Raw genomic sequence first — 25,519 nt, forward strand, 5'->3', positions numbered from 1 at the left:
CACGAACCCGCCGCAGCCTAGGCAACAGAAACGTCGTAGGACAACACGGTGGCACGTTGTCCTACGACGTTTCTGTTGCCCGAGCAGCCAGAGAGGCCAGCCTCAGGCCAGCAGGGCGTCGACGAACCCCTCCGGGTCGAAGGGGGCCAGGTCGTCCGCCCCCTCGCCCAGGCCCACCAGCTTGACAGGCACACCCAGCTCCTTCTGGACGGTGACCACGATTCCTCCCTTGGCGGTGCCGTCGAGCTTGGTCAGCACGATGCCGGTGATCCCTACGGCCTCGGAGAAGACCTGGGCCTGTCGCATCCCGTTCTGCCCGGTCGTGGCGTCCAGGACCAGGAGGACCTCACCCACCGGGGCCGCCCGGTCCATGACCCGCTTGATCTTGCCCAGCTCGTCCATGAGGCCGGCCTTGTTCTGCAGGCGGCCCGCCGTGTCCACGACGACGACGTCGCTGCCCTGCTCGGCCGCGCGCCGCACGGCGTCGAAGGCGACCGAGGCCGGGTCGGCGCCCTCACGCTGGGAGCGCACCACCTCGACCCCCACGCGCTCGCCCCAGGTCGCCAGCTGCTCGGCGGCCGCGGCCCGGAAGGTGTCGGCCGCGCCCATGACGACGGTCTTGTCCTGGGCCACCAGGACGCGCGCGAGCTTGCCACAGGTGGTGGTCTTGCCTGTGCCGTTGACACCGACCATAAGGATGGCTGCGGCCGGGGAGCCTGAGGAGGTGTCAAAGCTGTCAGCCGGGGCCGGGCGCTCCAGGTTGAGGGACCGGTCCAGGGTGGGGTCCACCAGGGTGAGCAGCTGGTCCCGAAGGACCTCCCGGACGGCCTGCGGGTCAGTGGTGTCAAGGACCTTGGCCTGGGTTCGCAGCTCCTCCATGAGAGCGGTCGTGACGTCGAGACCCAGGTCGGCTGTCAGGAGCGTGTCCTCAATCTCCTCCCAGTCCTCCTCGCTGAGGTCGCCACGGGACAGGACAGCCAGGACGGCCCGCCCGAAGCCGCCAGAGCCTGCCAGGCGCGCCCGCAGGCGCTGCATGCGCCCGGGGATGGACTCCGGGGCCTCCACCGTGGCGACCCTGCCCGGCCCGTCGGGCACCTCCGCAGGGACTGCCACCTCAGCCTGGCCCGACGACGTGCCCGACGGTTCCTGCCCCGGCTCAGTGGGGACAGTGTCCCTGGCGGGAGGCGAGGGCGTGCCCCGCTCCTGGGGCAGCCGTCCCCTTCTCCGGCGGACGTAGAGCCACAGGCCACCAAGAAGCAGGAGGACGGCGAGGACAGCAAGTACAACATAGATAGGGTCCATGGTCACATCATGCCTGATCAACCAGCACCGGCCTCAGACTGTCCGCACCTGCTGTGCCCGAAGCCGCGGGCAGGGACGGCGCGACCGGGTCACGACGCGCCTGGCCGGAGGGTAGGGACGCCCTCCCGGGCGGGGGCCCGGGAGGGCGTGACGAGACGAGGGTGCCGACGGACGGGGCCGTCCGTCTGAAGCAGCGGCGGGTGTACGCGGCCCGCAGCAGCCGCGGCGCTAGTCGCGCACTAGCTGTTGACGGGACCGCCGCTGTGCTGGACCTGGGTCTTGGCCACACGAGCCTGCTGGCGCCTGGCCTCCAGCTCCTGCGCCCTGCTCCCGGCGCTCTCCCTGGCCCTCTCCGCTGTGTCCATGGCCTTCTCCACAACGTCGACGAGCCCCTGGAAGGAGTCCGTCCCGGTGTAGACAGCAGGGCCCTCACGGGTCATCAGCTCAGAGAGGCGAGCGTCCTGCGCGACGACCTCCACGTCGGGATCCTCCTCACGAGCGTCCTGCACAAGTCCGCGCACCCGCTGCGGCCAGGAGCGCACGGGGTAGCGGTCAGCGATCACCACACCCAGCACGAGCAGCGCGGCAACCAGGACGACGGCCAGTGGAACAATCATGACACCCATAGACCTGATTCTGCACCGGCGGGACGAAAAACCCAAGCCCTGTCGCAGCGATGTCATCAATCATACAGTGGATCCTGATAAATCTCTGATATCGGTGTTGAGGGAATCCGGCAGTCCTCGCTGCTCTGACGGGCATTGCCAGCTGCCCTGAGCCGAGTCGCCCGTCCACATGCCGTGACAAAGAGGTCTGGCCGGAGGGGTGACCGAGGACGGGTACCGTCTGTGGTCCTCAGCCGCCCTCCTCGTGGGGACCACGGCGGTCGCCGCTTGGGTCGCCGCCGCGCTCACCGCTCCTGGCCAGGCGCTGGGACACGGCCTTGGTGATCCCCTCGCGCATGGTGATGCCGTACAGGGCGTCAGCCACCTCCATGGTGCGCTTCTGGTGGGTGATGATGATCAGCTGGCTGGAGGCCCGCAGCTCGGTGATGATCTCCAGCAGCCTGCCCAGGTTGGTGTCGTCCAGGGCGGCCTCCACCTCGTCCAGGACGTAGAACGGCGAGGGCCGTGCCCTGAAGATCGCGATCAGCAGCGCTACCGCCGCCAGGGAGCGCTCTCCTCCCGACAGCAGGGACAGGCGCCTGACCTTCTTGCCTGCAGGCCGGGCCTCGATCTCAACACCCGTGGCGAGCATGTCGTCGGGGTCAGTAGGCACCAGCCGCCCCTCCCCGCCAGGGAACAGCCGGTCGAAGACCGTGGCGAACTCCCGGGCGGTGTCCTGGAAGGCGCTGGTGAACACCTCCTGGACACGGGCGTCGATCTCCTCCACGATGCTGAGCAGGTCGTCCCGGGAGCGCTTGAGGTCCGCCAGCTGCTCCGCGATGAACTGGTGGCGCTGCTCCAGGGCGGCGTGCTCCTCCAGAGCCAGGGGGTTGACCTTGCCTAACCGTGCCAGGTCCCTGGAGGCCTGGGCCAGGCGCTTCTCCTGCTCGGCCCGCACGTAGGGCCTGCCTGCCCCGCCTGACCGCTCCTGGCCGGCCAGGCGGGCACGCCGCCTGCCGTTGAAGTCCTCGGCGCCGTCAGGACCCGCGTCAGCGCGGGGCTCCGCCTCGTCAGCCAGGTCGGGCACCAGCACGTGGGGGCCGTAGCCCTCCACCAGCGCCTCGATCTCGAGGCCGAGGTCCTCCATGGCCTTGTCCGCCAGCGCCTCCAGGCGCGTGCGCCGCTCGGCCCGGGCGACCTCCTCACGATGGGTGGCGTCGCTGAGGCGGGTCCGCTCCTGGACCAGGGAGTCAATCTCCTCACGCACCGCGTCAGCGGCCCCGCGGGCCTGCTCCCGCTCGGCCTCGACAGCGGCACGACGTCCGGAGGCCTTCTCGGTACCAGCCTGGGCCACCCGAGCAGCCTCCCGTGCCTGGTCCCGCACCACGGTCGCCACCTCCAGGCGAGCGGCCCGAGCCTTAGCCGCCCGGCGGGCTGCCTCCCGCTGCTCGCGCTCGCGCCGGGCAGCGGCACGCAGGGAGTCGGCCCGTCCCCGTGCGGAGCGGTCACGCTCCTCGGCCGTGCGCAGGGCCAGCCTGGCCTCCGTCTCATCCTGGCGGGCTTGGCGTGCCCAGGCCAGCGCCTGGGCGCACCGGGACCGAGCCTGCTCAAGGACGTCGTGCGCACTCTGCCCCGACCCAGTCTCCTCCCCGCTACGTTGTCCCCCTTCCGCCCCGGCGTCCCTGCGGCCCTGGGTGTCCTCGAGCTCAGCCAGCGCCGTCGTGGCCGCAGCCAGCTCGGCGGCGTACCGAGCTGCCTCCTCCTCCGCGCGCTCCAGAACGTGCTGAGCACGTTGGGTCTCCTGTGTCGCGGCCTGGACCGCCGAGGTCAAGCGAGCCAGGGCCTGCGCCTGCCGTGCCGCCTCGGCGTCCGCGCGGCGCAGGGTGTCCAGTGCCTCGGAGACAGCACGGTGGGCGGCCTCCTCCTGGCGGCGGGCGGCCTCCAGACTGGTGTCCGCCCGGGACTCCTCCTCCTGGGCGGCCTGGGCCGCCTGCCTGGCCTCCTCGTAGGCTGCGGCCAGCTCCAGGACGGAGGAGGAGGCGCGCCCCGGCCCGGTCGCCCACCCGGGGGCCAGGACCTCGCCCGCCCGGGTCGCGACGACAGCATCCGGGCGCGCCTGGCGCAGGCGGCGAGCACCCTCCAGGTCGTCCACCACCCAGGCCTCGCCCAGGAGCCTGTCCATCACCCTGTGGAGCCCCGGCAGCGTCGCCGCCACCAGGGCCGAGGCCTGGACCGCTCCCTCCACAGGCGCTGCCTCAGGGCTGTCGGCCTCCGGGGCGTCCTGGGCGTCTTGGGCGTCCGGGGCCACGACCAGCCGTACCGGCCCCGCGTCCTGGTCGCGAGCACGCTCCAAGGCTCGCAGCGCGGCGTCGGCGCCGACAGCGAGACCGGCCTCGGCCAGCCCGCGCAGGAGGCCAGCCACGGCCTTCTCCCAGCCGCGTCGCACGCTCATGTACTGCGTCAGGGCGCCCAGAACGCCGTCTGGCCCCTCCTCCAGCAGAGCGGCGGTACCATCCTGGCTGCGCAGGGACAGCGCCAGGGTGTCCCGCCGGGCGGCCCAGGTAGCGTAGTCCGACGCCGCCTCACGACGGGCGTCGGCAGCGGCCAGGACCGCGTCGCGAGCCCTGGACAGCGCCTGAGTGGCCTGCTCGTGCGCCGCAGCGGCCCGGGCGGGAGCCGCCTCCTCCGCCCTGGCCCCAGCCGATCCGGCCCCGGTCGCCCCGTCCTCGGCTGCCCGGCCAGCCTCCTGGTGCGCCGGCCCGGACGGTCCATCCGCCTCGGCCAGGCTGTCGAGCTCTGTCCGCGCCTGGCCCTGCCTCTCCTGGGCATCGGACAAGGCGGTACGAGCCTGCTCCACCGCAGCCAGGGAGGCCTCGTACCTGCTGCGGGCCGAGGCCACCCGTCCCCCAGCGCGAGCGACCCGCTCCCGGCGCTCGGTCTGCTCGCGCTGCAGGAAGGCCAGTGTCCTGTCCGCCTCCTCCTGCGCCTTCTCCGCCTCGGCCCGCTCCTGGACGGCCTGGCCCAGGACGGCACGCGCGGCCTCGACGGCCTCGGCCAGCGCCGCCTCCTCCTTGGCCGCGGCCTGGGCGCGGCGGTCGAGCTCGTCGGGATCGGTCCCGCGCACCGGTGCCGGGACCGAGGCCAGCAGCCGCACCCGCTCGGCAGCGACGTCGGCCAGCGCCGTGAGCGACTGCCCCACCCGGGTGAGGTCCTCCCACAGGTCCGTGGCCTGGGACAGCCTCTCCACGGAGGTGGCCTCCAGCCTGGTGAGCTCCTCCAGGCGGGAGCGGGCTGCGGCCTCCGCCTCGTCCACCTCGCGGCTGCGCCGCACCAGGGCGGCGGAGTCCTCCTCCCCCGAGCCCAAGAGCGCCTGGACCTGGACGACGTCGTCCGCCAGGAGCCGCGCCGTGGCGTCACGGACCTCCGCCTGGATGGTCTGTGCCCTGCGGGCGACGGCGGCCTGCCTCGCCAGGGGTCCGAGCTGGCGGCGCAGCTCCTGGGCCAGGTCGGAGACGCGGGCCAGGTCGGCCTGCATGGCCTCCAGCTTGCGCAGGGCACGCTCCTTGCGGCGTCGGTGCTTGAGGACCCCGGCAGCCTCCTCGATGAAGCCTCGACGGTCCTCCGGCGTGGCCGTCAGGACGGCGTCGAGCTGACCCTGCCCCACCACGGAGTGCATCTGGCGGCCCAGTCCGGTGTCGGAGAGCAGCTCGGTGACGTCGAGCAGTCGGCAGGAGGTGCCGTTGATCCGGTACTCCGAGCCTCCGCCGCGAAACAGGGTGCGGCTGATCGTCACCTCGGTGTAGTCGATGGGGAGAGCGCCGTCGGTGTTGTCAATGGTCAGGGACACCTCGGCCCGTCCCAGGGCCGGGCGCGAGCCCGCGCCGGCAAAGATGACGTCAGCCATGGAGCCCCCGCGCAGGTTCTTGGCCCCCTGCTCTCCCATGACCCAGGTCAGGGCGTCGACGACGTTGGACTTTCCCGAGCCGTTGGGGCCGACGACCGCAGTGATACCAGGCTCCAGGCGCAGGGTCGTCGACGAGGCAAAGGACTTGAACCCCTTGATCGTCAACGTCTTCAGGTGCACGACCCCACGATAGCGGTCAGCAGCCACGGAACCTGCCCACGCCGCGACGGCGCCGCTGGCGTCACGGGCCTCACGGTGCGGCAGCCCTGACGCCCTGTCACCGTGAGAGCGGCTGCCGCCAGAGGGCGCGCCTCCTGCCGCTCACCCTGGAACATAGTCCTGGGACGAGCCCGGCACGTCCGGTGCCGCTGGTAGGCTGGACCGCGCTGCCGCCAGCAGCAGCCTCACCTGCCCCGACCGAGTTCTACCCACTACCCCTGCCCTGAGGAAACCCGTGCTCTCAGTGTCCCGCCTGTCCAAGCGATTCGGACGACTCCAGGCCCTCGACAGCCTCTCCCTGAGCCTGGCCCAGGGGGAGATCGTCGGGTTTGTCGGCGCCAACGGCGCGGGCAAGTCCACCGCCATGCGCATCATCATGGGCGTGCTCACCGCCGACTCGGGAACCCTGACCTGGAAGGGGTCGCCCGTGGACACGGCCGTGCGCCGCTCTATCGGCTACATGCCGGAGGAGCGCGGTCTCTACCCCCGGATGAGGGTCACCCACCAGCTGTCCTACCTTGCTCGCCTCCACGGGCTGGGTACCGCACAGGCGAGGACGGCGGTACGCCACTGGACCGACCGCCTGGGGCTGGCTGAGCGCCGCGACGAGGAGGTCCAGAGGCTCTCCCTGGGCAACCAGCAGCGTGTCCAGCTGGCTGCCGCCCTGGTCTCCGACCCGCAGCTGCTCATCCTGGACGAGCCCTTCTCCGGGCTGGACCCGGTCGCGGTCACCGTCATGAGCGAGGTGCTGCGCCAACGCGCCCAGGAGGGCGTGCCCACACTCTTCTCCTCCCACCAGCTCGACGTCGTCGAGCGCCTGTGCGACCGCGTCGTCATCATCCGCTCGGGCCGGGTCCTCGCCGAGGGGACCGTGCCCCAGCTCCAGGCTGGGGGTGGGCACCGCTGGCGGGTCGTGGTCACACCGGACCGCCCCGGGACCACGGAAGCCCAGACGGCGCTCGACCAGGCACTGGCAGGCCTGCCCGAGGTCTGCGTCGGTACCGTGGACGGTGCCGCCGACACACCCGGCACAGACGGCGCGGCTGGTGCTGCGGGCACGGCCTCTCCCGCAGAACCCGCTGGGACCGCTCAGCCCGACACACCTGCTGTGCCTGGTGGCCGCCTCGTCATCACCGCAGGCGGCACGGACGAGCAGCCGCTGCTGGCCGCCGCCCAGCGGATCGGAACCGTGCACGAGCTGGGGGCGGTGAGACGGTCGCTGACCGAGGTCTTCCAGGACTCCCTGACAGCGGATGACGACACCGATGACGACTCGGATGACCCCGTGCAGGACACCACCCCGCGTACCAAGGAGGCGCGCGCATGACCAGCCCGGCCACCCCCACAAGCCCCACGCCACAGGGGTCCCGGGGCTCTCAGGACTCCTCGCACCTGGGCCGCTGGGAGGAGGTCCGGCTGGTGGCCGCTCGCGAGCTGCGCACGCAGGCAGTGAACCGGCCGACCATCATCTCCACCCTGGTCATGCTGGTCCTTGTCGTGGGCGGCATCCTGGCCTACGCCCACCTCAGCGGGGGCGAGACCCAGCCCTACCGGGTCGCGGTCACCGGCTCCCAGGAGCTCACCGGCCTGGACCAGGTGGTGGACTCCGCAGGCCAGCCGGTCAGCGTCGTCGACCTCCAGGGCACCGAGCCGACCGCCGCCCTGAACTCCGACGCCCCACAGGACGTGCGGGTCGACATGGTGGTGGACACCAGCGGGACCTCACCTCGCCTCCTGGTGGCCGAGGAGGCCGACGAGGCCGTGTCAGCAGCGCTGACCTCCCTGCTCCAGCAGCAGGCCCTGGCCAGCCACGTCACCGCGCTGGGAGGCGACCCCGCCTCCCTGGGCCAGGCCCTGGAGCAGGCCTCCCCTGAGGTCGTCGCCCTGGACCCCCCGCAGAGCGACGCGGAGGACTTCTTCACCAGGTACGCCGTCCTCCTGGCCATGGACCTCCTGCTGTTCCTCGTCATCATGGGAGGCGGCCAGGTCATCGCCATGAGCGTGGTGGAGGAGAAGTCCAGCCGCATCGTGGAGATCCTCCTGGCCTGCGTGCGCCCCTCCTCGCTGCTGGCAGGCAAGGTCCTGGGCACTGGGACGTGGCTGCTGGTGTCCAGCGCGCTCCTGGGGGGCGCTGCGGTGCTCACCGCCAACGCCACCGGGATCATGCCGGAGGCCAGCCTCGACCTGGACACCACCTTCCTGGCCATGCTCGGGTGGCTGCTGGTGGGCTATGCCACCGTCTCCGTGCTCTTCGGCGCGGCAGCCTCCCTCGTGAGCAGGCAGGAGGACGTGGGAACAGTGACGGCACCGCTGGCCATGCTCCTGGCGGTGCCCTACGGCGTGTCCATCCTCATGGCGATCGGTGACCCCCAGATGGTGGTGTACCGGGTGCTGTCCTACCTGCCGGTCCTGTCCCCCTTCCTCATGCCCGCGCGCCTGGTCCTGGGCGTGTCCAGCACGGCGGAGCAGGGTGTCGCCCTGGCCCTGTCCCTGGTGGCCCTGCCGCTGCTTGTCGCCCTCTCAGGCAGGGTCTACACCCGTGCGGTGACACGGACGGGCGCGCGCGTCTCCCTCCGGGAGGTCCTGAGGCCAGCCAGGGGCTGACAGCCTGCGAGAGGCGCAGACTGCAAGAGGCATGGCGCGGGGGCAGCGCCGTGCCTGCCGGTCCTGGGAATGAGCCTCCCGGCCCCCTCTCCCGGTCCCTCAAGCCCCTGCAGCCTCTGCCCTCCCTAGTCCTCCAGCCCCTGTGGGCGGGGCAGCGTGGTCAGGGCCAGCAGGACGGCCGGTCGCCACCACCACCGCCAGGGCGAGGAGCACCGCAGCGGCACGCAGCAGTGTGGCCTCCTCCACCCGTCGCAGGAGGGCGTCGCTGAGTGACCGGGAGACGAACATCGCCACGCTGAACATTGACAGCACGGAGGCCGCCAGCGCGGGCTGCGCACCAAGGTCGCGGCGCAGCAGGAGGGCTGACCAGTCGGTGAGGAGCCCCTCCAGCAGGAAGCCTCCTACGGCGATGACACCGACGCCCAGGGTCAGCCCGGGGACGGCCAGCCGCCCCCGCCTGGGCGGGCCCGGGATCCACGGCCCCGTGCTGACCGAGCCTGCCGGGTCCTGCGAGGACGAGCGCGTCGGCGCCGTGCGGGGTGCCCGGGTGAGGAGGACCACTGAGGCGCTGGCGGCGGCCAGGAGAAGGGTGGCGCTCACGGCCGCGAAGTGGCGGCCGACGCTGAGGCCCAGGTAGGTCGCTACGGCAGCGGCGGCCGTAGCCGCCAGGACACCCAGGCTGTAGGCACCGTGGAGGCGTCCCAGGACCCGCGTGCGCCACAGCGCCTGCAACCGCACCGCCAGGGTGTTCATCGCGATGTCGAGGCAGCCGCTGGCCGCGCCCAGGAGCATGAGCACCGCCATGAGGCCGGGCAGGGCTGTGACCACGTCGATGAGAGGGAGGGCGGCGGGGAACAGCAGCGCGGCCACCGCGCACACGGCCACGTCGCTGACACGCCCCAGGAGACGCGCGGTGACGAGCATGGCCGGCACAGCCCCCCCCCAGGGCCACGCCCAGCAGCGCGACACCGAGGTCCGCGTCGGACAGGCCCAGGCCCTGCCTAACGTCGGGAATGCGCGGTGCCCAGCTGGCAAGCACGGCCCCGTTGACAAGGAATACCAGCCACAGGCTGGACACGACGTGACGCTGGCATCAGCACCTCCGACCGCCCTGCAGCTTCAGGAACGTCGCCGCTCCCGGACGGAACAGCAGTGACTGGCGACTACCTTCTGTCTACCTTGTCCACGCCCTCACCAGGACCGGGCCAGCAGGCCCCCTCACACCAGCTCCGGGAACCAGATGGCGATCTCGCGAGCAGCCGACTCGGCGCTGTCCGAGCCGTGCACCAGGTTCTGGATGGCAGAGGTCCCCCAGTCGCGCCCCAGGTCCCCTCGGATGGTGCCGGGAGCGGCCGTCGTGGGGTCGGTGGCGCCCATGAGGGAGCGCACCCCCTCCACCACGCGCTGCCCCGCGACGACCGCGGCCACGACCGGGCCGGAGGTCATGTAGTCCACCACCCCGGGATAGAAGGGCTTGGCCACGTGCTCGGCGTAGTGCTCGGCCAGGGTCGCCTCGTCGGGGGTGAGGACCCGCAGGGCCACCAGCTCGTAGCCCTTGGCCTCGATGCGCCGCAGGATCTCACCGGTGAGGCGGCGCTGAACGGCGTCAGGCTTGATGAGGACGAGGATGCGCTCCCCGCCGGGCTGGTCCTGGGGCTGGGTCTGCGAGTGGGGTGTGGCGGGCAATGGCAGGCCTTCCTGTGCTGCGTGGTCCTCGCGCGGCAGGCAGGACCGTGGACGGGGTCAGTGTGATTCTCACAGGAGCACGTCGTCGAGGCAAGCCCGTCCTGCGGGTCAGCACCCGTCCAGAAGACGGCGCGCCGGCACGCGTGCGGGGCACAGAAGCCCAGGCAGCCAGACAACCCGGGTACCACTCACCGTGTCTGCTCACCGTGTCGTCCGCCCGGCTGCCTGGCCTCGGCGGGTGCGTCCCACCGGGCACGCACCGGGCAGCACATCCAGACAGCCCACCGGGCACGCGAGCAGGTTGCTAGATTGAGGCACACAGTCCCGGCAGCTCACACGCGTGGCCGGACCCCCTGCACCCGGGTGCCACAGCCAGGCACAGGAAGGAGCACACCCGCCGTGGCCCAGGCCAAGTACGACCAGATCGTCCAGGTCCTGCGCTCCCAGATCGAGGAGGGCCGCTACGCCTTCCGCGACAGGCTCCCCTCGGAGCACACCCTGGCCGCCGAGTTCGGCTGCTCGCGCAACACCGTGCGCAAGGCCCTGGCCCTGCTAAGCTCACGCGGCTACGTGCAGGCCGTCCAGGGCAGCGGCAGCCAGGTCATCTACCAGCGCAGGCCGACCTCCACCTTCCTCCTGGGCGGCATCGAGTCACTGCCTGAGGCTGCCGCGCGCAACGAGGTGGAGCTGCGCACGGTCATGCTCAGCCTGGAGGCCACCACCGTGGACCACCTCCTGTCCGAGCGCTCCGGGCTGGAGGCGGGCACCCCGGTCCTGCGGGTCCACCGCCTGCGCCTGCTGGACGGGCGCCCGCTCATCCTGGACACCTCCTGGCTGCTGAGCTCGGTGGTACCGGTGCTGACCCGTGCGGTCGTGGAGACCTCGATCTACTCCTACCTGGAGGACGTCCTGGGCGTGCGGGTCGTCAGCGCCTCACGGACAGTCACTGTGGAGAGGGCCACGCAGGAGGACCGCGCCCGCCTGGACCTGGAGGACATGGGGTGCGTGGCCGTGGTCTCCAGCGCCACCTTTGACTCCTCCGGGCTCATGTTCGAGTACTCCTGCTCACGCCACGCCCCGGCGGGCTTCGAGTTCCACGGCAGCGCGCTGCGCCTGCCCTGAGACGGGTGGTCCGGGGACCGGGACGGCCCAGGGCAGGCGCAGGCGCGTGTGGTGACAGGGAGGGGCTAGGACGAGGAGGCCACGGGCTCGCGCCTGCCCAGCCGGACCTTCTTGACCTCACGGCCCTTGTCGGCGTCGGCGTCGGTGTAGCCGAAGAAGTAGGTGCAGGTGAAGGACACCGCCAGAGCCGCCAGGGAGGCGATCCAGTAGCCGGTGAAACCGGAGTCCATGCCCTCGGGGTTGACGAAGGACGGGAAGCCGACGAAGGCCCCGGTGAACCCGTACATGTTGATGTCGAGCAGCCCGGTCAGCAGCCCACCGACCGCGCCGCCCAGCGAGGCGGTGAGGAACACCCGGCCGTACTTGAGGTTGAGGCCGTACATCGCGGGCTCGGTGATGCCGCAGAAGGCGGAGATGGTCGCGGGCCCGGCCAGGGTCCGGATACGCATGTTGCGGCTCCTGACCCAGATGGCCAGCGCGCCACCGCCCTGGGCGATCATGGTGGCTGACACGATGGCGTTGAGCGGAGAGCTGCCGGTGGCGGCGATCTCGGAAGAGATGAGCGGGATGACGGCCCAGTGCAGCCCGAAGATGACCAGGCACTGGTAGAAGCCGCCGATGACCAGGCCCGCCAGCGGGAAGCTCAGCTCCAGGACCGCGTTGATCGCGGAGGCGATGCCGCCGGAGACGAACATGACCACCGGGCCGAAGACCACCAGGATGAGGGCTGAGACCACGAAGACCTCAATGAGCGGGGCGAAGATCGAGCGCAGCACCACCGGGATGTACCTCTTGAGCAGCGGCTCGATCCGGGCGGCCAGCCAGGCGGCGACGATGACGGGGAAGATCGAGTAGCTGTAGGCGTTGCCCTCAGGCAGGGCCACCGGGATGCCGAAGAAGTCGGCGTTGAACACGGTGCGGCCGATGCTGGCGGTCACCTCGTAGCCCTCGGCGTCGGGACTGGCCATCTCCACGATGGAGGGGTAGCACAGGACGCCTCCGATGATGGCCACCACGATCGGGTCCGAGCCCAGTCGCCGGGCGGCGGTGAAGCCGACGATGATGGGCAGGAAGTAGAACATCGAGTCCGACATCGCGTTGATGATGGTGTAGGTGGGGCTTCCGTCCTCCACCAGGTCGAACTGCGTGAGCAGGGCGAGGATCCCCTTGAGGATGCCGGAGGCGGCCAGCAGGCCGATGACGGGGATCATGGAGCCGGTGATGACGCCGATGAGCGAGCTGAAGCCGTAGCGCACCCAGCCGACCAGGGTGGTGGGCCGCTCCACCTCCTCCTGCTCCTCGGCGGAGGTCTCGCCCCCGCCGGCCCCCTGGGGCAGCTGCTTGACGACAGCCTCGTAGACCTCCCCGACGGCAGGCCCGATGACGACCTGGTACTGCCCGCCCGCCTTGACGACGTCGATGACGCCCTCGGTGCCGGTCACGGCCGCGTCGTCGGCCAGGGACTGGTCCTTGAGGTAGAAGCGCACCCGGGTGATGCAGTGGATGACGGAGCGGACGTTGTCCGCTCCGCCGACACCGGCGATGATGCCGTGGGCCGTGGCGTCGTAGCCGCTGAGTCCCCCCCCGCCAGGTGCCGCGCCTCCGTCGCGCGGGGCTGCGACGGAGGAAGGGGCGCCAGCACCGGCAGCCTGCCCCTCCTCCTGCGTGTCCCGGATGAGGACGGCTGTGGCGACCTCCTGGCCCACCGGGGCGCTTCCCAGGCTGACGTTCAGGGACTCCAGCCTCTGGGTGGTGTTGGTGACGACAAGGATCGCTGTGGTGTCCTTGCCAGCCACCTGGATGACCTCCAGGTCCATCGTCCCCAGCGGCTGGCCGGCCTCAACCCTCTCGCCCACCTCGACAGTGAGGTCAAAGGGCCTGCCCTCCAGCTCTACCGTGTCAACCCCCAGGTGGAGGAGCGTCTCAAGCCCCTGGGGGGTTGTCAGGCCGATGGCGTGGCCGGTGGTGGCCACCATGGTCACTGTCCCGCCCACAGGGGCGGCCACCATCATCCGGGAGGGGTCGGCGGGAGACGGAGGCTGGACGCCGAAGCCGTCGCCGACGGTTCGGGCGGAGAAGACGGGATCGGGGACGTCGGCCAGGTCAATCACCTCACCAGCTATGGGTGAGACGATCCTGACCTCCTGATCATGCTCGTCGTTGGAGCCGTTGCTGGACACAAGGAACCTTTCTGTGTTGTTCTGTGCTGTCGTCTGTTGTTCTCGCGGCCCTCTTCTCCCTCAGGGCCGCAGGGCACCCGCCGTGAGGGCGTCAGCAGCCAACACAGGCAGGAGGCTGGGCGGGAGCGGGGGCCAGCAGCGCCAGCGCCTGGTAGGGCCTCAGCCGGACCACCGCGCCGCCGTCACTGGCTGGCCAGGTCGGCTCGTCGTCGTAGTTGGAGACCAGCACCTGGCCGCCCCGGAAGTCAGCAGGGACCTCGATCGTGGTCTCGTAGGCACGGAAGCTGCACAGCACGAGCAGGTGCTGCCCCTCGTGGTGGCGCTGGTAGGCCAGGACGTCGGGGTGGTCCAGGGCGTAGGGCTCGTAGCTGCCCTCGGAGATGAGCGGGTGCTGCTTGCGCAGGGAGATGAGACGCCGGTAGTAGGGCAGGACCGTGCCCTGGCGCTCCTCGGCCTCCACACTGACCTGGTCCTGGTTGGTGGGGCGCAGCCAAGGGGTGCCGCTGGTGAACCCGGCGCCGGGGCCGTCGCTCCACTGCATGGGTGTGCGGGCGTTGTCACGGGCCTTGGCACGCACGACGGCGAAGGCCTCCTCCTGCGTCAGCCCCTGGGTGAGGAGCTCCTGGTAGGCGTTGAGCGCCTCGACGTCGACGTAGTCACCGATGCTGGTGTAGGCGGGGTCGGTCATGCCGATCTCCTCACCCATGTAGACGTAGGGGGTTCCGCGCATGAGGTGGATGACGGTGGCCAGCATGGTGGCGGACTCGGCGCGGTAGCGCCCGGGGTCGGCAAAGCGGTTGAGCGCGCGGGGCTGGTCGTGGTTGTTCCAGAACAGGGCGTTCCACCCGCCCCCGGCCTGCATGCCTGTGGCCCAGTCATTGAGGACCCGCTTGAGGGCGGGCAGGTCGAGGTCCATGATGGTCCACTTCTGGCCCTCGGCGTAGTCGACCTTGAGGTGGTGGAAGCTGAAGACCATGTCCAGCTCGTGGTTGGCCGGGTCGGAGTAGCCCACGCAGGCCTTGATGCTGGTGGAGGACATCTCCCCCACCGTCACGGCCTGCGGGTCGTGCCCAAAGCTGGCGGCGGCCAGCTCGCGCAGGTAGGCGTGGACGTCGGCGCCGTCGGTGTACATGGCCCGGTCGTCCGTGCCGGGAGGGGCGTCGCGGAGCACCTCCTCCTTGCCGATGAGGTTGATGACGTCGAACCGGAAGCCCCGGACCCCCTTGCCCCTCCAGAAGTTGACGATGTCAGCTGCCTCGGCGCGCACCGCAGGGTTGCGCCAGTTGAGGTCTGCCTGGCCGGGGTCGAACAGGTGGAGGTAGTACAGGCCGGTGTCCCCGAAAGGCGCCCAGGCCGGGCCACCGAACTTGGAGACCCAGTTCGTGGGCAGGGAGCCGTCGGGGCGGGCGGGCCGCAGGATGTAGTAGTCCTGGTACTCCCTGTCCCCGGCCAGCGCCCGGCGGAACCACTCGTGCTCAGTGGAGGTGTGGTTGAGCACCATGTCCACCATGACGCCGATGCCGTGCCCGCCCAGCGCCTCGACAAGCTCCTCGAAATCCTCCATGGTGCCCATGGCCGGGTCGATGGCGCGGTAGTCGGACACGTCGTAGCCGTTGTCCCGGCCGGGTGAGGGGAAGAAGGGGTTGAGCCAGACGTGGTCCACACCCAGGGAGGCGATGTAGGGGACCTTCTCGATGACACCACGCAGGTCACCGACACCGTCGCCGGTGGAGTCGCGGAAGGAGCGGGGGTAGACCTGGTAGACGACACTGTCGTGGAAGGACATGGGGAGTGTCTCCTCAGGGAGCGGAACCAGCCCGGGCGGCAGCCCGGACAACCTGTGCACACATGATTACACCTGTGTATACAGGAGGGAAAGTGATGGGGGCGTGACCTCCCCCATACTTCGTGCTGCCCCGGGATAGTTCCTGCTGCCGGGGCCCGCTGCTCCGCCAGGCCCCGGCAGGCGCCCCGGCAGCCCCGGGGCTGCGCGCGCCCGCAGGCTCCCGGACAGCACCACGACAGCGCCAGGGGCACGAGGCCCGGTCTAGCGTGCTCCTACCGCGCCCCGAACAGCGCCCGGGCCTGGGCGGCGAGGAGGACCGAGCCGACGATGACCACCCCGGAGGAGGTCGCAGGAGCGTCGGTACCCTCTGCGAGGGTCGCGGCCAGGTCCACCCCCTCCGCCAGGTCGTGGGCCAGCCTGACCCGGTCCTGCCCGTAGACCTCCCGGGCCACCTCCGCCAGGTCCTCCACGTCCATGGCCCGCTCAGAAGCGATCGGCACACAGACCACCGCGTCGGTGGCCGGCTCCAGCCCGCCCAGGACCCCCTCGACGTCCTTGTCCGCCATGACCCCCACCACGGCCACCAGGTGCCGGAACCCGAAGACCTCCTCGACTGCCTCGACCAGAGCCTCGACGCCGTGCGGGTTGTGGGCGGCGTCCACCAGGACGGTCGGCGAGGGGCGCAACACCTCCAGCCGCCCCGGGGAGGTCACCGAGGCCAGCCCCTCCTCCACCACCCGGGGAGGCAGTGCCCGCCCGCCCAGGACCGCCTCGGCGGCAGCCAGGGCCAGCAGGGCGTTGTGCGCCTGGTAGCGGCCGTGCAGCGGCACGAAGACGTCCTCGTAGACAGCCGCCGCCGTGCGCAGGGTGACCAGCTGGCCGCCGACGGCCACCTGACGGTCACGCACCTCCAGCACGCCCGCGCCCGGCTCGTCAGGGTCCTCCAGGGGGTCGCGCTCGCGACGCTCCACCGCCCGGTGGACGGCCACCGCCTCCTCCACCTGGGCACGGGCCTCGGGAGCCTGGTGGGCGGTGACCACGACGGCGCCGTCCTTGACGATCCCCGCCTTCTCGCGGGCGATACCGGCCAGGTCCGAACCCAGCCAGCGCTCGTGGTCCCGGGCGACGGGGGTGATGACGGCGACGTCGGGGCCGATGACGTTGGTGGCGTCCCAGCGCCCACCCAGCCCGACCTCAATGACTGCCACGTCCACCGGGGCGTCGGCGAAGGCGGCCAGGGCCATGACGGTGAGCACCTCGAAGAAGGACAGCCGGGGACTGCCCTGCGCCTGGGAGCGCTCGTCCACCATCTGGATGTAGGGGGCGACGTCCTCCCAGGCCGCGATGAAGCCCTCCTCGCTGATCGGCTCGCCGTCCAGCGTGATGCGCTCGCGGATCGTGGCCAGGTGCGGGGAGGTGAACCGGCCTGTGCGCATCCCGGTGGCGGCCAGCAGCCGCTCAGTCATGCGGGCTGTCGAGGTCTTGCCGTTGGTGCCGGCCACGTGGACGGTGCGGTAGCTGTGCTCCGGGTGGCCCAGGATGTCCAGGACCGCCTCGACCCGCTCCAGGGAGGGCTGGACCTGGTGCTCGGGCGCCCGGGAGAGGATCTCGGCCTCGACCTGGCGCATGCGCGCGGAGAGCTCCACCTGGCGGGCTGCTGCCTCCAGGTCGCGGCGGCGGGTCTCCTCCTCGGCCAGGTCCTCGGCCAGGTCAGCAGCCAGGTCCTTCCTGCCCGGGGTGTCAGAGTCGTCCGCAGAGACGTCTAAAGCGAGGTCTAAGCTGCCAGAGGGCTCCTCAGCCAGCCGTGGCTCCCAGGAGCCCCACCCGTCCGGGTCGTCGGCGTCCTCGGCGTCAACCTCGGCGAGGAGCTCGTCGAGACGCTCCAGGTCCCCGCCGGGGAGCATGTGGGCCGCCACCAGCTCGCGCAAGGCGGCCAGGTCCTCCTCCTCAGCCTGGGCTTGGCGCTGCTGCACCTCAGCCTGAGCCTGGGCAGCGTCCGCCAGGGACCGGCCGTCGGCGGAGCCGTCACCAGACCCGGCAGCACCCCCAGTGCCCGCTGAGCCAGCAGGACCAGCAGGGTCCTCGGGGTCGGGGGCATCGGCCGCCTCCAGGTAGGGCAGGAGCTCAGGGTCCACGCCACCGGTCTCTCCGGCACCCCTCACGCCGCCGGGACCCTCAGCACCCTCAGGAGCTCCCCGGCCACCAGCCCGCCGGGTAGGACCCTGGGCGGCGCCGCCAGCCGCGGCACCAGCAGCGCCCCCCTCACCGTTTTGCTCACCGTCCTGCCGACCAGCCCGGCCGGGGAGACCAAAGGCCGCACCTGGGTGATGGCCTGGCTGAGGACCTCGGCCCTGGCGGCCGACGGCGTCACGCTGGTGGCTGCTGCTCATGTCCCTAAGTCCTGCTTCCTGGTGGGGGCTCGTACCTGAGGAGGCAGCCTAGACGACAGGCCCTGGCTGTACGTCCCTGTGAGGTTGTGTGCGTGCTTGTGCGGAGGTCTGGCCGCTGGGGCCGGGGTGGTGGTGCTGTGGGTCAGTGGGTGCCTGGCGCTCTGAGGGCCTGGCACTCTGAGGGCCTGACGCCGAGTGTGTGCTGCCACACCTCCTGGGAGGGGGTAGGGTTGCCCGTCTGAGCGGATCCACTCCTGCGGGACTCGTGCGAGGTGAGCTGGCACGAATCAGGCCTGGCTAAAAGGTGTCACCAGGGGGTGGATCGACGCCAGCACACCAGGACACGCTGGGACTCCGGCAGTGCCCGGGGGTGTGAGACTGGCTCGCGCTGCTGCACCCCACAACGACACCCTTCACCCACGCGGGAGCAGTAACAGACAGGCTCACATCATTGCACCCCACCTGGAACAGCCCAAACAAGCACACGCCCCACCCCAGCCAGCCTCCCGCCCAACACCCAGCAATCCCAGACTCCCGGCCACGCGAGGCGGCTGCAAGAGCCCCGAGTGGTTCTGGTGACGCAAGGCGGCTTCGAACGGCACCGAACCAGCCGGACGTGGTCGGCCCCGGCACAGGGCCCTTCACACGCGGCGTGGATCAGGCCCCGGCCGCACGGGGTGGCTGCCCCTACACCGCACCGGGGCGGTACAGCGCCCGGCCCACCCACACCCCTCAGAAGCCAACAGCACCTCAGCTGTAAGTCACCAAGGCCCCGGCCAGGCAATGCGAACATCGTGACCCACAGCATGCTGGGGCCCCTCGCCCACCACCCACCCCGTCCACAACCCCCAGGGAAGTACACCTAGTCGGCCTGGCTCCGCTCACTACTCACTCGCCCTCTGGGATCCACTGCCCCTCAGGAGTGCGGTCCAGGCAGCCCAGGATCCCGGCGTCGCGGAAGGCCCGCAGCGTGGCACCGGGTCCGTCGGCAAAGTGCTCCCAGCCGGTGTGGTGGACAACTACCACGTGCGGGGAGCCGAGCACCTGCGCGGCCGCACTGGCCCGCTCGGCGGACAGGCTCAGCGGCCTGCCCCCGAGCTTGGCTGGCACGGTGGCCCGCCCCGCGTGCAGGACGGCGTGGTCGGGGACCCCGAAGCGCTGCCTGACCTGTACCACCAGGTCCAGAGACGTGTTGTCGCCACTGAGGTAGACCGTGGTGCCGCGTGCCTGGAGGAGGAACCCGGTCACCTCGCAGTTGACGAAGCCTGCGGCATCGGTCTCACCGTCGGTCGGCCCGTGCTGGGCCGGGACAGCCGTCACGTCCACCCCGTCGGCCACCTCGGCGGTCTCCCAGGGCGCCAGGCCCTGTGCCCCCTCCCCCAGCAGCCGGGCCGAGCCCGGGCAGGTGAGCAGGCGCGGGGCGGCCAGGGCGAAGTCGCGCCCGGCAGCATCGAGGTTGTCGGCGTGGTCAGCATGGCTGACGAGCACGACGTCAGCGTCCGCGAGCGCCTGGGCGGGCAGGCAGGCCCATGGGTCTTGCGCAGGGCGCCGTAGGCGGTAGGCGGGTCGAAGGTGGGGTCGGACACGATCCGCAGGCCTGCGACGTCGATGACCACGGTGGGGCCGCCAACCACGAGGAAGCCTGTGTCGTGGCGGGGAAGCAGGGGCATGATGCTCTTCTTTCTCTCCACTGCGTGGACCGCAGGAGCAAGACAGCTGGCTGCACATCTTCAGCAGTCCGCGCCATCGGGTGACCATCCCCCTCGTGGCCCATCTCCGTGAGATTCCGCAGGCAAAGGCGTAGCAGGGGACACAGTGACGGCACCTTTTCCGGCGACCCGCGAGCCGAAGATGTGCAGCGATGTCCGTGCTGCACATCTTCGGCTTCCTCGGAGACCACCCAGGCCATGAGACACCACCTGAAAACCCGACATCCTGCCAAGAGGTACCGGCTGGCCCCGCCCGCACCCTTCCCAAAATGTGCACCTCCTGACAGGCGCCCCGTCCAGGACGCCTGTCCTGAGTGCTCCCAGACCCTCAGCCCTGGGTCCCCACAGGAGCCTCAGCCGGTCTCGGCTGCTCTGTGAGACCAGCCCTCGGCCTTCTCCACCCTGGCGGTGGGCGCGGTGGCCCCGGGCACGGCGAGCACCTGGGCGTCCACGCAACCCACCTCGCTCTTGACCAGGTCGATGTGGGCGCGGGTCCAGGCCCCCTTGTCCTGCGGGACGCTCAGCTCCAGGCGGATGCGGTCGCCCACGTGGAGGCCTGCGGCCTTGCGCTCGTCCTGGACCAGGCGCACCAGGTCGCGCGCCCACCCCTCGGCCTCCAGGGCGTCGTCCAGGGCGGTGTCCAGGAGCACGAAGGCACCCGAGTCCAGCATGGTGGCAGCCAGGGAGTCGTCGTCAACCTCGATACGGCTGGTCACCGTGAAGGCAGAGTCCTCGGCCTCCAGGACCACGGGGACTCCGTCAAGCAGCACCTGGCCGAAGCGCAGGTCGCCGTCCTCGGTCAGCTCCCACTCCCCTGCCTTGACGGCGGCGAACAGCCGGGAGGTGAGCCTGCGCACCTGGGGGCTCAGCGCCCGAGGGTTGAGGCTGATCTCCTTGGTGGCCCGGTACCCGGCGGACTCGGCGTCCAGGACACGCACCTCCTTGACGTTGACCTCCCCGGCCACCAGGTCCTTGAAGGGCGCCAGGGCACCGGGGTCCGCAGTGGCGATCGTGAGCGTGCGCAGCGGCTGGCGCACGCGCAGCCCCTCCGTCTTGCGCAGACCCAGTGCTGCCGAGACCGCCGCGCGCGCCTCGTCCATGGCAGCCACCAGGGCCGAGTTGCCCACATGGGCGGGAAGCACCGGCCAGTCGGTCAGGTGCACCGAGCGGCCTCCGGTCAGGCCCCGCCACACCTCCTCGGCGACCAGCGGGGCCAGCGGCGCCATGACCTCGGTGAGCAGACGCAGCACGGTGTGGAGGGTGTCGAAGGCGGTGGTGTCACCGTCGGTGAAGCGCTGCCGGGAGGTGCGCAGGTACCAGTTGGTCAGCACGTCCATGAAGTCGCGGATCGTGGCGCACGCCCCGGTGATGTCGTAGGAGTCCATCTGGGCGCCCACGGTGGACACCAGGTCCCGGGTGCGGGCCAGGACGTAGCGGTCCATGACGTGCAGCCCGCCCCGGGAGGCGAACAAGGAGGCGTCATGGAGGTCCACGCCCTGGGTGAGGTAACCCTGCTCACCACCCGGCTGGCCTCCCGGCTGACCCCCTCGGCCATCCTGGCCCTCATTACCTGCGCCCCCCGCCTGGGCGGCGTAGAGGGCGAAGAAGTACCAGGTGTTCCACAAGGGCAGCAGCACCTGGCGCACCGTGTCACGGATCGCCTTGTCAGTGACCACGAGGTTGCCCCCGCGCACCACCGGCGAGGACAGCAGGAACCAGCGCATGGCGTCGGCGCCGTCGCGGTCGAAGACCATGGAGACGTCGGGATAGTTGCGCAGGGACTTGCTCATCTTGGCCCCGTCGTCGCCCAGGAGGATGCCATGGGAGACGCAGGTGGTGAAGGCGGGCCGGTCGAACAGGGCGGTGGCCAGCACGTGGAGGGTGTAGAACCAGCCGCGGGTCTGGCCGATGTACTCCACGATGAAGTCCCCCGGGTTGTGGGACTCGAACCACTCCACGTTCTCGAACGGGTAGTGGACCTGGGCGAAAGGCATGGCGCCGGACTCGAACCAGCAGTCCAGGACGTCGGGGATACGGCGCATGGTGGAGCGCCCCGTGGGGTCGTCCGGGTTGGGGCGGGTCAGGGTGTCGATGAAGGGCCGGTGCAAGTCGGTGACCTCCACCCCGAAGTCGCGCTCCAGCTCGGCGAAGGAGCCGTAGACGTCGGTGCGCGGGTAGTGCGGGTCGTCAGAGACCCACACGGGGATGGGGGCGCCCCAGAAGCGGTTGCGCGAGATCGACCAGTCCCGCGCACCCGCCAGCCAGTTGCCGAAGATCCCGTCCTTGACGTGAGTGGGGAACCAGTTGATCTCCTGGTTGAGCTCGACCATCCGGTCGCGGATGGCCGTGACCCTCACGAACCAGGAGGACACCGCCTTGTAGATGAGCGGCTTGCGGCAGCGCCAGCAGTGCGGGTAGGAGTGGACGTAGCTGGACTGGCGCACCAGGACAGCCCGCTGGTCCTGGGGGCGCCGGGCCAGCGGCCCGGTGGCGTCGCGCAGGTCAGCCACGATCGGCTTGTTGGCGTCGAAGATGTGCGTGCCCGCGTAGTCACCCACCTCGGCGGTGAAGCGGCCGCCGTCGTCGACGGGGATGACCGTGCCGACGCCGTAGGCCTGGCAGGTGTGCATGTCGTCCTCGCCGAAGGCCGGCGCCAGGTGCACCAGCCCTGTCCCGTCGGAGGTGGTGACGTAGTCGGCCGCGACGACCTGCCACGCCGCAGGACCGGGGGCGGCACCCTCGGCGCGGTGGGTCTCGTCGTCGAAGTAGTCGTAAGCGGGCACGTAGCGCACCCCGACCAGGTCGGTGCCCCTGTAGGTGGCCAGCACCTGCGGGTCCTCCCCCAGCTCGCGGGCATAGGCGCCCAGCAGGTCGCGGGCGAGCAGGACGTCCTGCCCGGCGACCGGGGAGTCCAGGCTGGCGTCCACGCGCACGGTCACGTACTCAACGTCCGGCCCGACGGCGACAGCGGAGTTGGACGGAAGGGTCCACGGTGTGGTGGTCCAGATGAGGGCGAGCTCGGGGGCGGCGTCGGGGTGGGTGGTGTCCAGCCGCTGCTCCAGGCGCAGGCCGACGGTGACGGTGGTGTCCTGGCGGTCGGAGTAGACGTCGTCGTCCATGCGCAGCTCGTGGTTGCTCAGGGGGGTGCGGTCGTGCCAGCAGTAGGGCAGGACCCGGTGGCCCTGGTAGGCCAGGCCCTTGTCGTAGAGGCTCTTGAAGGCCCAGATGACCGACTCCATGTAGGAGGGGTCCAGGGTCTTGTAGTCGTTGTCGAAGTCAACCCACCGGGCCTGGCGGGTGACGTAGTCCTCCCACTGCCTGGTGTAGCGCAGCACGGAGGTGCGGCAGGCCGCGTTGAACTCCTCAATGCCCAGGCCCCCGGGCCGGGTGATCTCAGTGACGTCGTCGATGCCCAGCTCGCGCTGGGCCTCCAGCTCGGCGGGCAGGCCGTGGGTGTCCCAGCCGAAGCGGCGCTCCACCCGCCGCCCGCGCTGGGTCTGGTAGCGGCCCACCGCGTCCTTGACGTAGCCGGTCAGCAGGTGCCCGTAGTGGGGCAGGCCGTTGGCGAAGGGCGGGCCGTCGTAGAAGACGAACTCCTCGCAGGGCTCGCCGCTGCTGTCAACGCGGCTGCCGGCACGGTTGTCGACAGACGCCTGGAAGGTGGCGTCCTCCTTCCAGGAGGCCAGGACCTCCTCCTCCAGGGCCGGGAAAGAGGGGGAGGCGGGGACCTCCTCGCCGCTGCGGTGGAGGGGGTAGAAGGCAGCCCCCGTGTGCTGGGTGCCGGTGGTCCTGCCTGTGCTCGTGCCTGCCATCAGTGGTGTGCCTCGCTCTCGCTCGCGCCTGCCGCCCCGGGCGGGCGCCCGGAGGGACGTGCGAGGACGACACCACCGCCCGGCCGGGGCGTGCTGCCTGGCGCAGCCCCGGTGGGCGCCGCGTGCCGCGGTACCACCTCGCTTGCCGCGCTACGCCCGCCCCCGGGGACCGGGAGGCCAGGCCTGCGCGACCGCCTCGTGACCAGCTGTGACGGGCTGTCCCGTCCGGTTCTACTAGGGGCAGCCCACGCACACGCCGGTCCCACCCTGTTCCTCCGGAGGCTCGCCGGTGATGGCCGGGTCCACGCCTTGTGCCGGGAAGTCTAGGACACCGGCACCGCACGGGCCAGCACGGCCCGGGGCCGGGCAGCGTCATCCCGGCCACACACCGCGGCTCAACAGCCCAGCCGCAACCACCCCGGTAACGTGCCGGTGCCACTGACAGCAACCGCCGCCTAGCCTGTTCATCTAGGCTGCCGAGCCGGTCGCATCAGTCCCCGGCGCCACCGCGACACCTGAGGACGCCACCGAGGTCGATCAGGCTGAGACTGGCGACACCGAGGGCTCTACGGACGCGGAGGAGCCTGGGGACTGCGTCGCACCAGAGCCGGAGCCACCGGAGTTGCCGCCCTCGTCAGGGACCGTCTGGCCATCCCCGCCCGACCAGTCGTGCCCGTCCATACCGTCCATGGGACCGGGACCGCCGTGCCCGCCCGGCACCTGCTCCTCGTGCGGGCCGCTACCCCTGTGCTCGTCGTGCCACCCGTCTCCAGTCATAGTGTGGGCGCCCCATCCCAGGCCGAAGGAGCCCGCCAGGAGGGCCACGGCAGCAGCGGCACCCACTGCTCGCCTGCGGTACCAGGGCTGCTTGCCGCTGCCGCTCTTGCCATCTGTGCCCGCCTGCGGCTGGGCGTACGCGGCACCGGCCACCGTCGTCGACCCGGGGGCGAGTGCCCCGCTCGCCGCCGCCTGCGGGCCAGCCGCAGGGGCGGGGGTCTCGGACTGAGCCCCGGACCGGGGAGACGAGGAGGCGGCAGCTGGCTCGGCAGCAGGGGGCTGCTCAGCCGGTCCCTGAGCGGCTGGAGCCTGCTCAGCCGGACCCCGCTCGGAGCCGTCCGGTGCTGGTGACGTGGCGTTAGCCATGCATATGTCCTTTCGCGTCATTAACGGCGTCGTTCCGGGTTCCCGGGACGCCTCTGACACTACGAACAGGCCCTGTGCCTGGCTCAGGCCCCTCCTGTGCGCACTCTGTGACCCAGCGAGCACCGGTGGCGGCAGTCGGAGCCGCCACCGGCCACCCAACCGACCGAGCCGACCGTGCTGGCTGGGCTGGTCGTGCTGGCTGTGCTAGCCGGTCCTGGTCGAGACCCTCAGCCCTCGCGGGCCACCACCGTGTTGGAGGCCTGGGCGCGCGGCCGCACGATCATTGAGTCGATGTTGACGTGGGAGGGGCGCTCCAGCGCCCACGTGACGCACTCGGCCACGTCCTGGGCGGTGAGGGGCTGCGCGACCCCGGCGTAGACCTTCTGGGCCGCCTGGGCGTCGCCACGGAACCGGTTGAGCGAGAACTCCTCGGTGGCCACCATCCCCGGAGCGATCTCGATGACGCGCACCGGCTCTCCCACCAGCTCCAGGCGCAGCGTGCCCGCGATGACCCGCTCAGCGTGCTTGGCCGCGACGTACCCCGCCCCACCCGGGTAGGTGTCGTGGGCTGCGGTGGAGGTGAGGAAGACCAGGTCCCCGCCGCGCTCGCGCAGGCCGGGGAGAAAGGCCTGGCTCACCCGCAGCGCCGCCAGCACGTTGCGCTCATACATGGTCGCCCACTCCTGCGGGTCGCCCTGCGCCACGGGGTCGACGCCCAGGGCGCCGCCAGCGTTGTTGACCACGGCGTCCACCGGTCCGTCCGCCAGGACCTCACGGGCCATGCGGTCGACGTCGTCGCCCACCTGGAGGTCGGCTGCCACCCAGGTGCAGCCGGTCTCTCCCGCCAGGGCCTCCAGCCGCTGCTGCCGACGGGCGGTGGCCACCACCTGCCAGCCGTGGGAGCGCAGGCACCTGACGGTGGCGGCGCCGATACCGGTGGAGGCGCCTGTCACCACGGCCCTGCGTGCACCGTTGTCGCTGGTGGTGCCGCTGGTGATGTCACTGCTGGTCGGGCTCACGCTCATGGTCCCATGATGCACCACCCTGGGACGCCCTG

The 25,519-nt window shown here is 71.1% G+C and carries 16 protein-coding genes; 4 read left to right on the forward strand and 12 right to left on the reverse strand.

Annotated features, from left to right (window positions below; genetic code table 11):
* Window positions 1-102: 102 nt before the first annotated feature.
* The 3 genes from ftsY to smc all read right to left on the reverse strand — a co-directional run bounded on the left by ftsY (window position 103) and on the right by smc (window position 5,991).
* Window positions 103-1,302 (reverse strand): signal recognition particle-docking protein FtsY, encoded by a 1,200-nt coding sequence (gene ftsY, locus CWS50_RS07770; protein WP_127842328.1) that lies wholly within the window; start codon window positions 1,300-1,302, stop codon window positions 103-105.
* Between the two features lie 239 nt (window positions 1,303-1,541).
* Window positions 1,542-1,928 carry a hypothetical protein gene (locus CWS50_RS07775; RefSeq protein ID WP_243118240.1) on the reverse strand — a complete coding sequence of 129 codons (387 nt, stop codon included), beginning with the start codon at window positions 1,926-1,928 and terminating at the stop codon, window positions 1,542-1,544.
* 229 nt (window positions 1,929-2,157) lie between these two features.
* Entirely contained in the window at window positions 2,158-5,991 is a 3,834-nt protein-coding gene (smc, locus tag CWS50_RS07780) for a chromosome segregation protein SMC (protein WP_127842329.1), read from the reverse strand.
* Window positions 5,992-6,265: 274 nt separating this feature from the next.
* Here smc and CWS50_RS07785 point away from each other — a divergent pair, with 274 nt between their 5' ends.
* On the forward strand, window positions 6,266-7,357 hold the full coding sequence (locus CWS50_RS07785) for an ABC transporter ATP-binding protein (protein ID WP_127842330.1): 1,092 nt from the start codon (window positions 6,266-6,268) through the stop codon (window positions 7,355-7,357).
* Window positions 7,354-8,634, forward strand: a complete 1,281-nt coding sequence (locus CWS50_RS07790) for an ABC transporter permease (RefSeq protein WP_127842331.1) — start codon at window positions 7,354-7,356, stop codon at window positions 8,632-8,634. Before CWS50_RS07785 ends, CWS50_RS07790 begins: the two co-directional genes overlap by 4 nt.
* 99 nt (window positions 8,635-8,733) lie before the next feature.
* Here the strand turns inward: CWS50_RS07790 and CWS50_RS07795 are convergent, their stop codons facing one another.
* Both CWS50_RS07795 and ndk read right to left on the reverse strand, forming a co-directional pair.
* On the reverse strand, window positions 8,734-9,558 hold the full coding sequence (locus CWS50_RS07795; protein WP_127842332.1) for an MFS transporter: 825 nt from the start codon (window positions 9,556-9,558) through the stop codon (window positions 8,734-8,736).
* 294 nt (window positions 9,559-9,852) lie between these two features.
* The gene (gene ndk / locus CWS50_RS07800) at window positions 9,853-10,320 is read right to left on the reverse strand and encodes a nucleoside-diphosphate kinase (RefSeq protein ID WP_127842333.1); all 468 of its coding nucleotides are present in this window, start codon (window positions 10,318-10,320) and stop codon (window positions 9,853-9,855) included.
* Between the two features lie 399 nt (window positions 10,321-10,719).
* On the opposite strand from ndk, the gene CWS50_RS07805 reads away from it, so the two are divergent.
* Window positions 10,720-11,442, forward strand: a complete 723-nt coding sequence (locus tag CWS50_RS07805; protein ID WP_127842334.1) for a UTRA domain-containing protein — start codon at window positions 10,720-10,722, stop codon at window positions 11,440-11,442.
* A 65-nt stretch (window positions 11,443-11,507) separates the two neighbouring features.
* Here CWS50_RS07805 and CWS50_RS07810 read toward each other — a convergent pair whose 3' ends face one another.
* The 3 genes from CWS50_RS07810 to CWS50_RS07820 form a co-directional block, all read right to left on the reverse strand.
* On the reverse strand, window positions 11,508-13,622 hold the full coding sequence (locus CWS50_RS07810) for a PTS sugar transporter subunit IIABC (RefSeq protein WP_127842335.1): 2,115 nt from the start codon (window positions 13,620-13,622) through the stop codon (window positions 11,508-11,510).
* Window positions 13,623-13,713: 91 nt separating this feature from the next.
* Window positions 13,714-15,408, reverse strand: a complete 1,695-nt coding sequence (locus CWS50_RS07815) for an alpha,alpha-phosphotrehalase (RefSeq protein WP_127842336.1) — start codon at window positions 15,406-15,408, stop codon at window positions 13,714-13,716.
* A gap of 272 nt (window positions 15,409-15,680) precedes the next feature.
* A complete protein-coding gene (locus tag CWS50_RS07820) occupies window positions 15,681-17,570 on the reverse strand; it encodes a bifunctional folylpolyglutamate synthase/dihydrofolate synthase (RefSeq protein ID WP_127842337.1) in 1,890 nt (629 codons plus the stop codon).
* A 108-nt stretch (window positions 17,571-17,678) separates the two neighbouring features.
* Between CWS50_RS07820 and CWS50_RS13495 the strand changes: the two genes are divergently transcribed.
* On the forward strand, window positions 17,679-17,837 hold the full coding sequence (locus CWS50_RS13495; RefSeq protein WP_164860106.1) for a hypothetical protein: 159 nt from the start codon (window positions 17,679-17,681) through the stop codon (window positions 17,835-17,837).
* A gap of 849 nt (window positions 17,838-18,686) precedes the next feature.
* Here the strand turns inward: CWS50_RS13495 and CWS50_RS07830 are convergent.
* The 4 genes from CWS50_RS07830 to CWS50_RS07850 all read right to left on the reverse strand — a co-directional run bounded on the left by CWS50_RS07830 (window position 18,687) and on the right by CWS50_RS07850 (window position 25,487).
* On the reverse strand, window positions 18,687-19,286 hold the full coding sequence (locus CWS50_RS07830) for an MBL fold metallo-hydrolase (RefSeq protein ID WP_243118241.1): 600 nt from the start codon (window positions 19,284-19,286) through the stop codon (window positions 18,687-18,689).
* 574 nt (window positions 19,287-19,860) lie between these two features.
* Window positions 19,861-23,319, reverse strand: coding sequence for an isoleucine--tRNA ligase (gene ileS / locus CWS50_RS07835; RefSeq protein ID WP_127842339.1), 3,459 nt, complete (start codon window positions 23,317-23,319; stop codon window positions 19,861-19,863).
* Window positions 23,320-23,856: 537 nt separating this feature from the next.
* Entirely contained in the window at window positions 23,857-24,462 is a 606-nt protein-coding gene (locus tag CWS50_RS07845; protein WP_127842340.1) for a hypothetical protein, read from the reverse strand.
* Window positions 24,463-24,689: 227 nt separating this feature from the next.
* Window positions 24,690-25,487: an SDR family NAD(P)-dependent oxidoreductase gene (locus tag CWS50_RS07850; protein WP_127842341.1), complete on the reverse strand. Its 798-nt coding sequence runs from the start codon at window positions 25,485-25,487 to the stop codon at window positions 24,690-24,692.
* Window positions 25,488-25,519: the final 32 nt, after the last annotated feature.

It is taken from the genome of Actinomyces wuliandei (assembly GCF_004010955.1).
Classification (GTDB): Bacteria; Actinomycetota; Actinomycetes; order Actinomycetales; family Actinomycetaceae; genus Actinomyces; species Actinomyces wuliandei.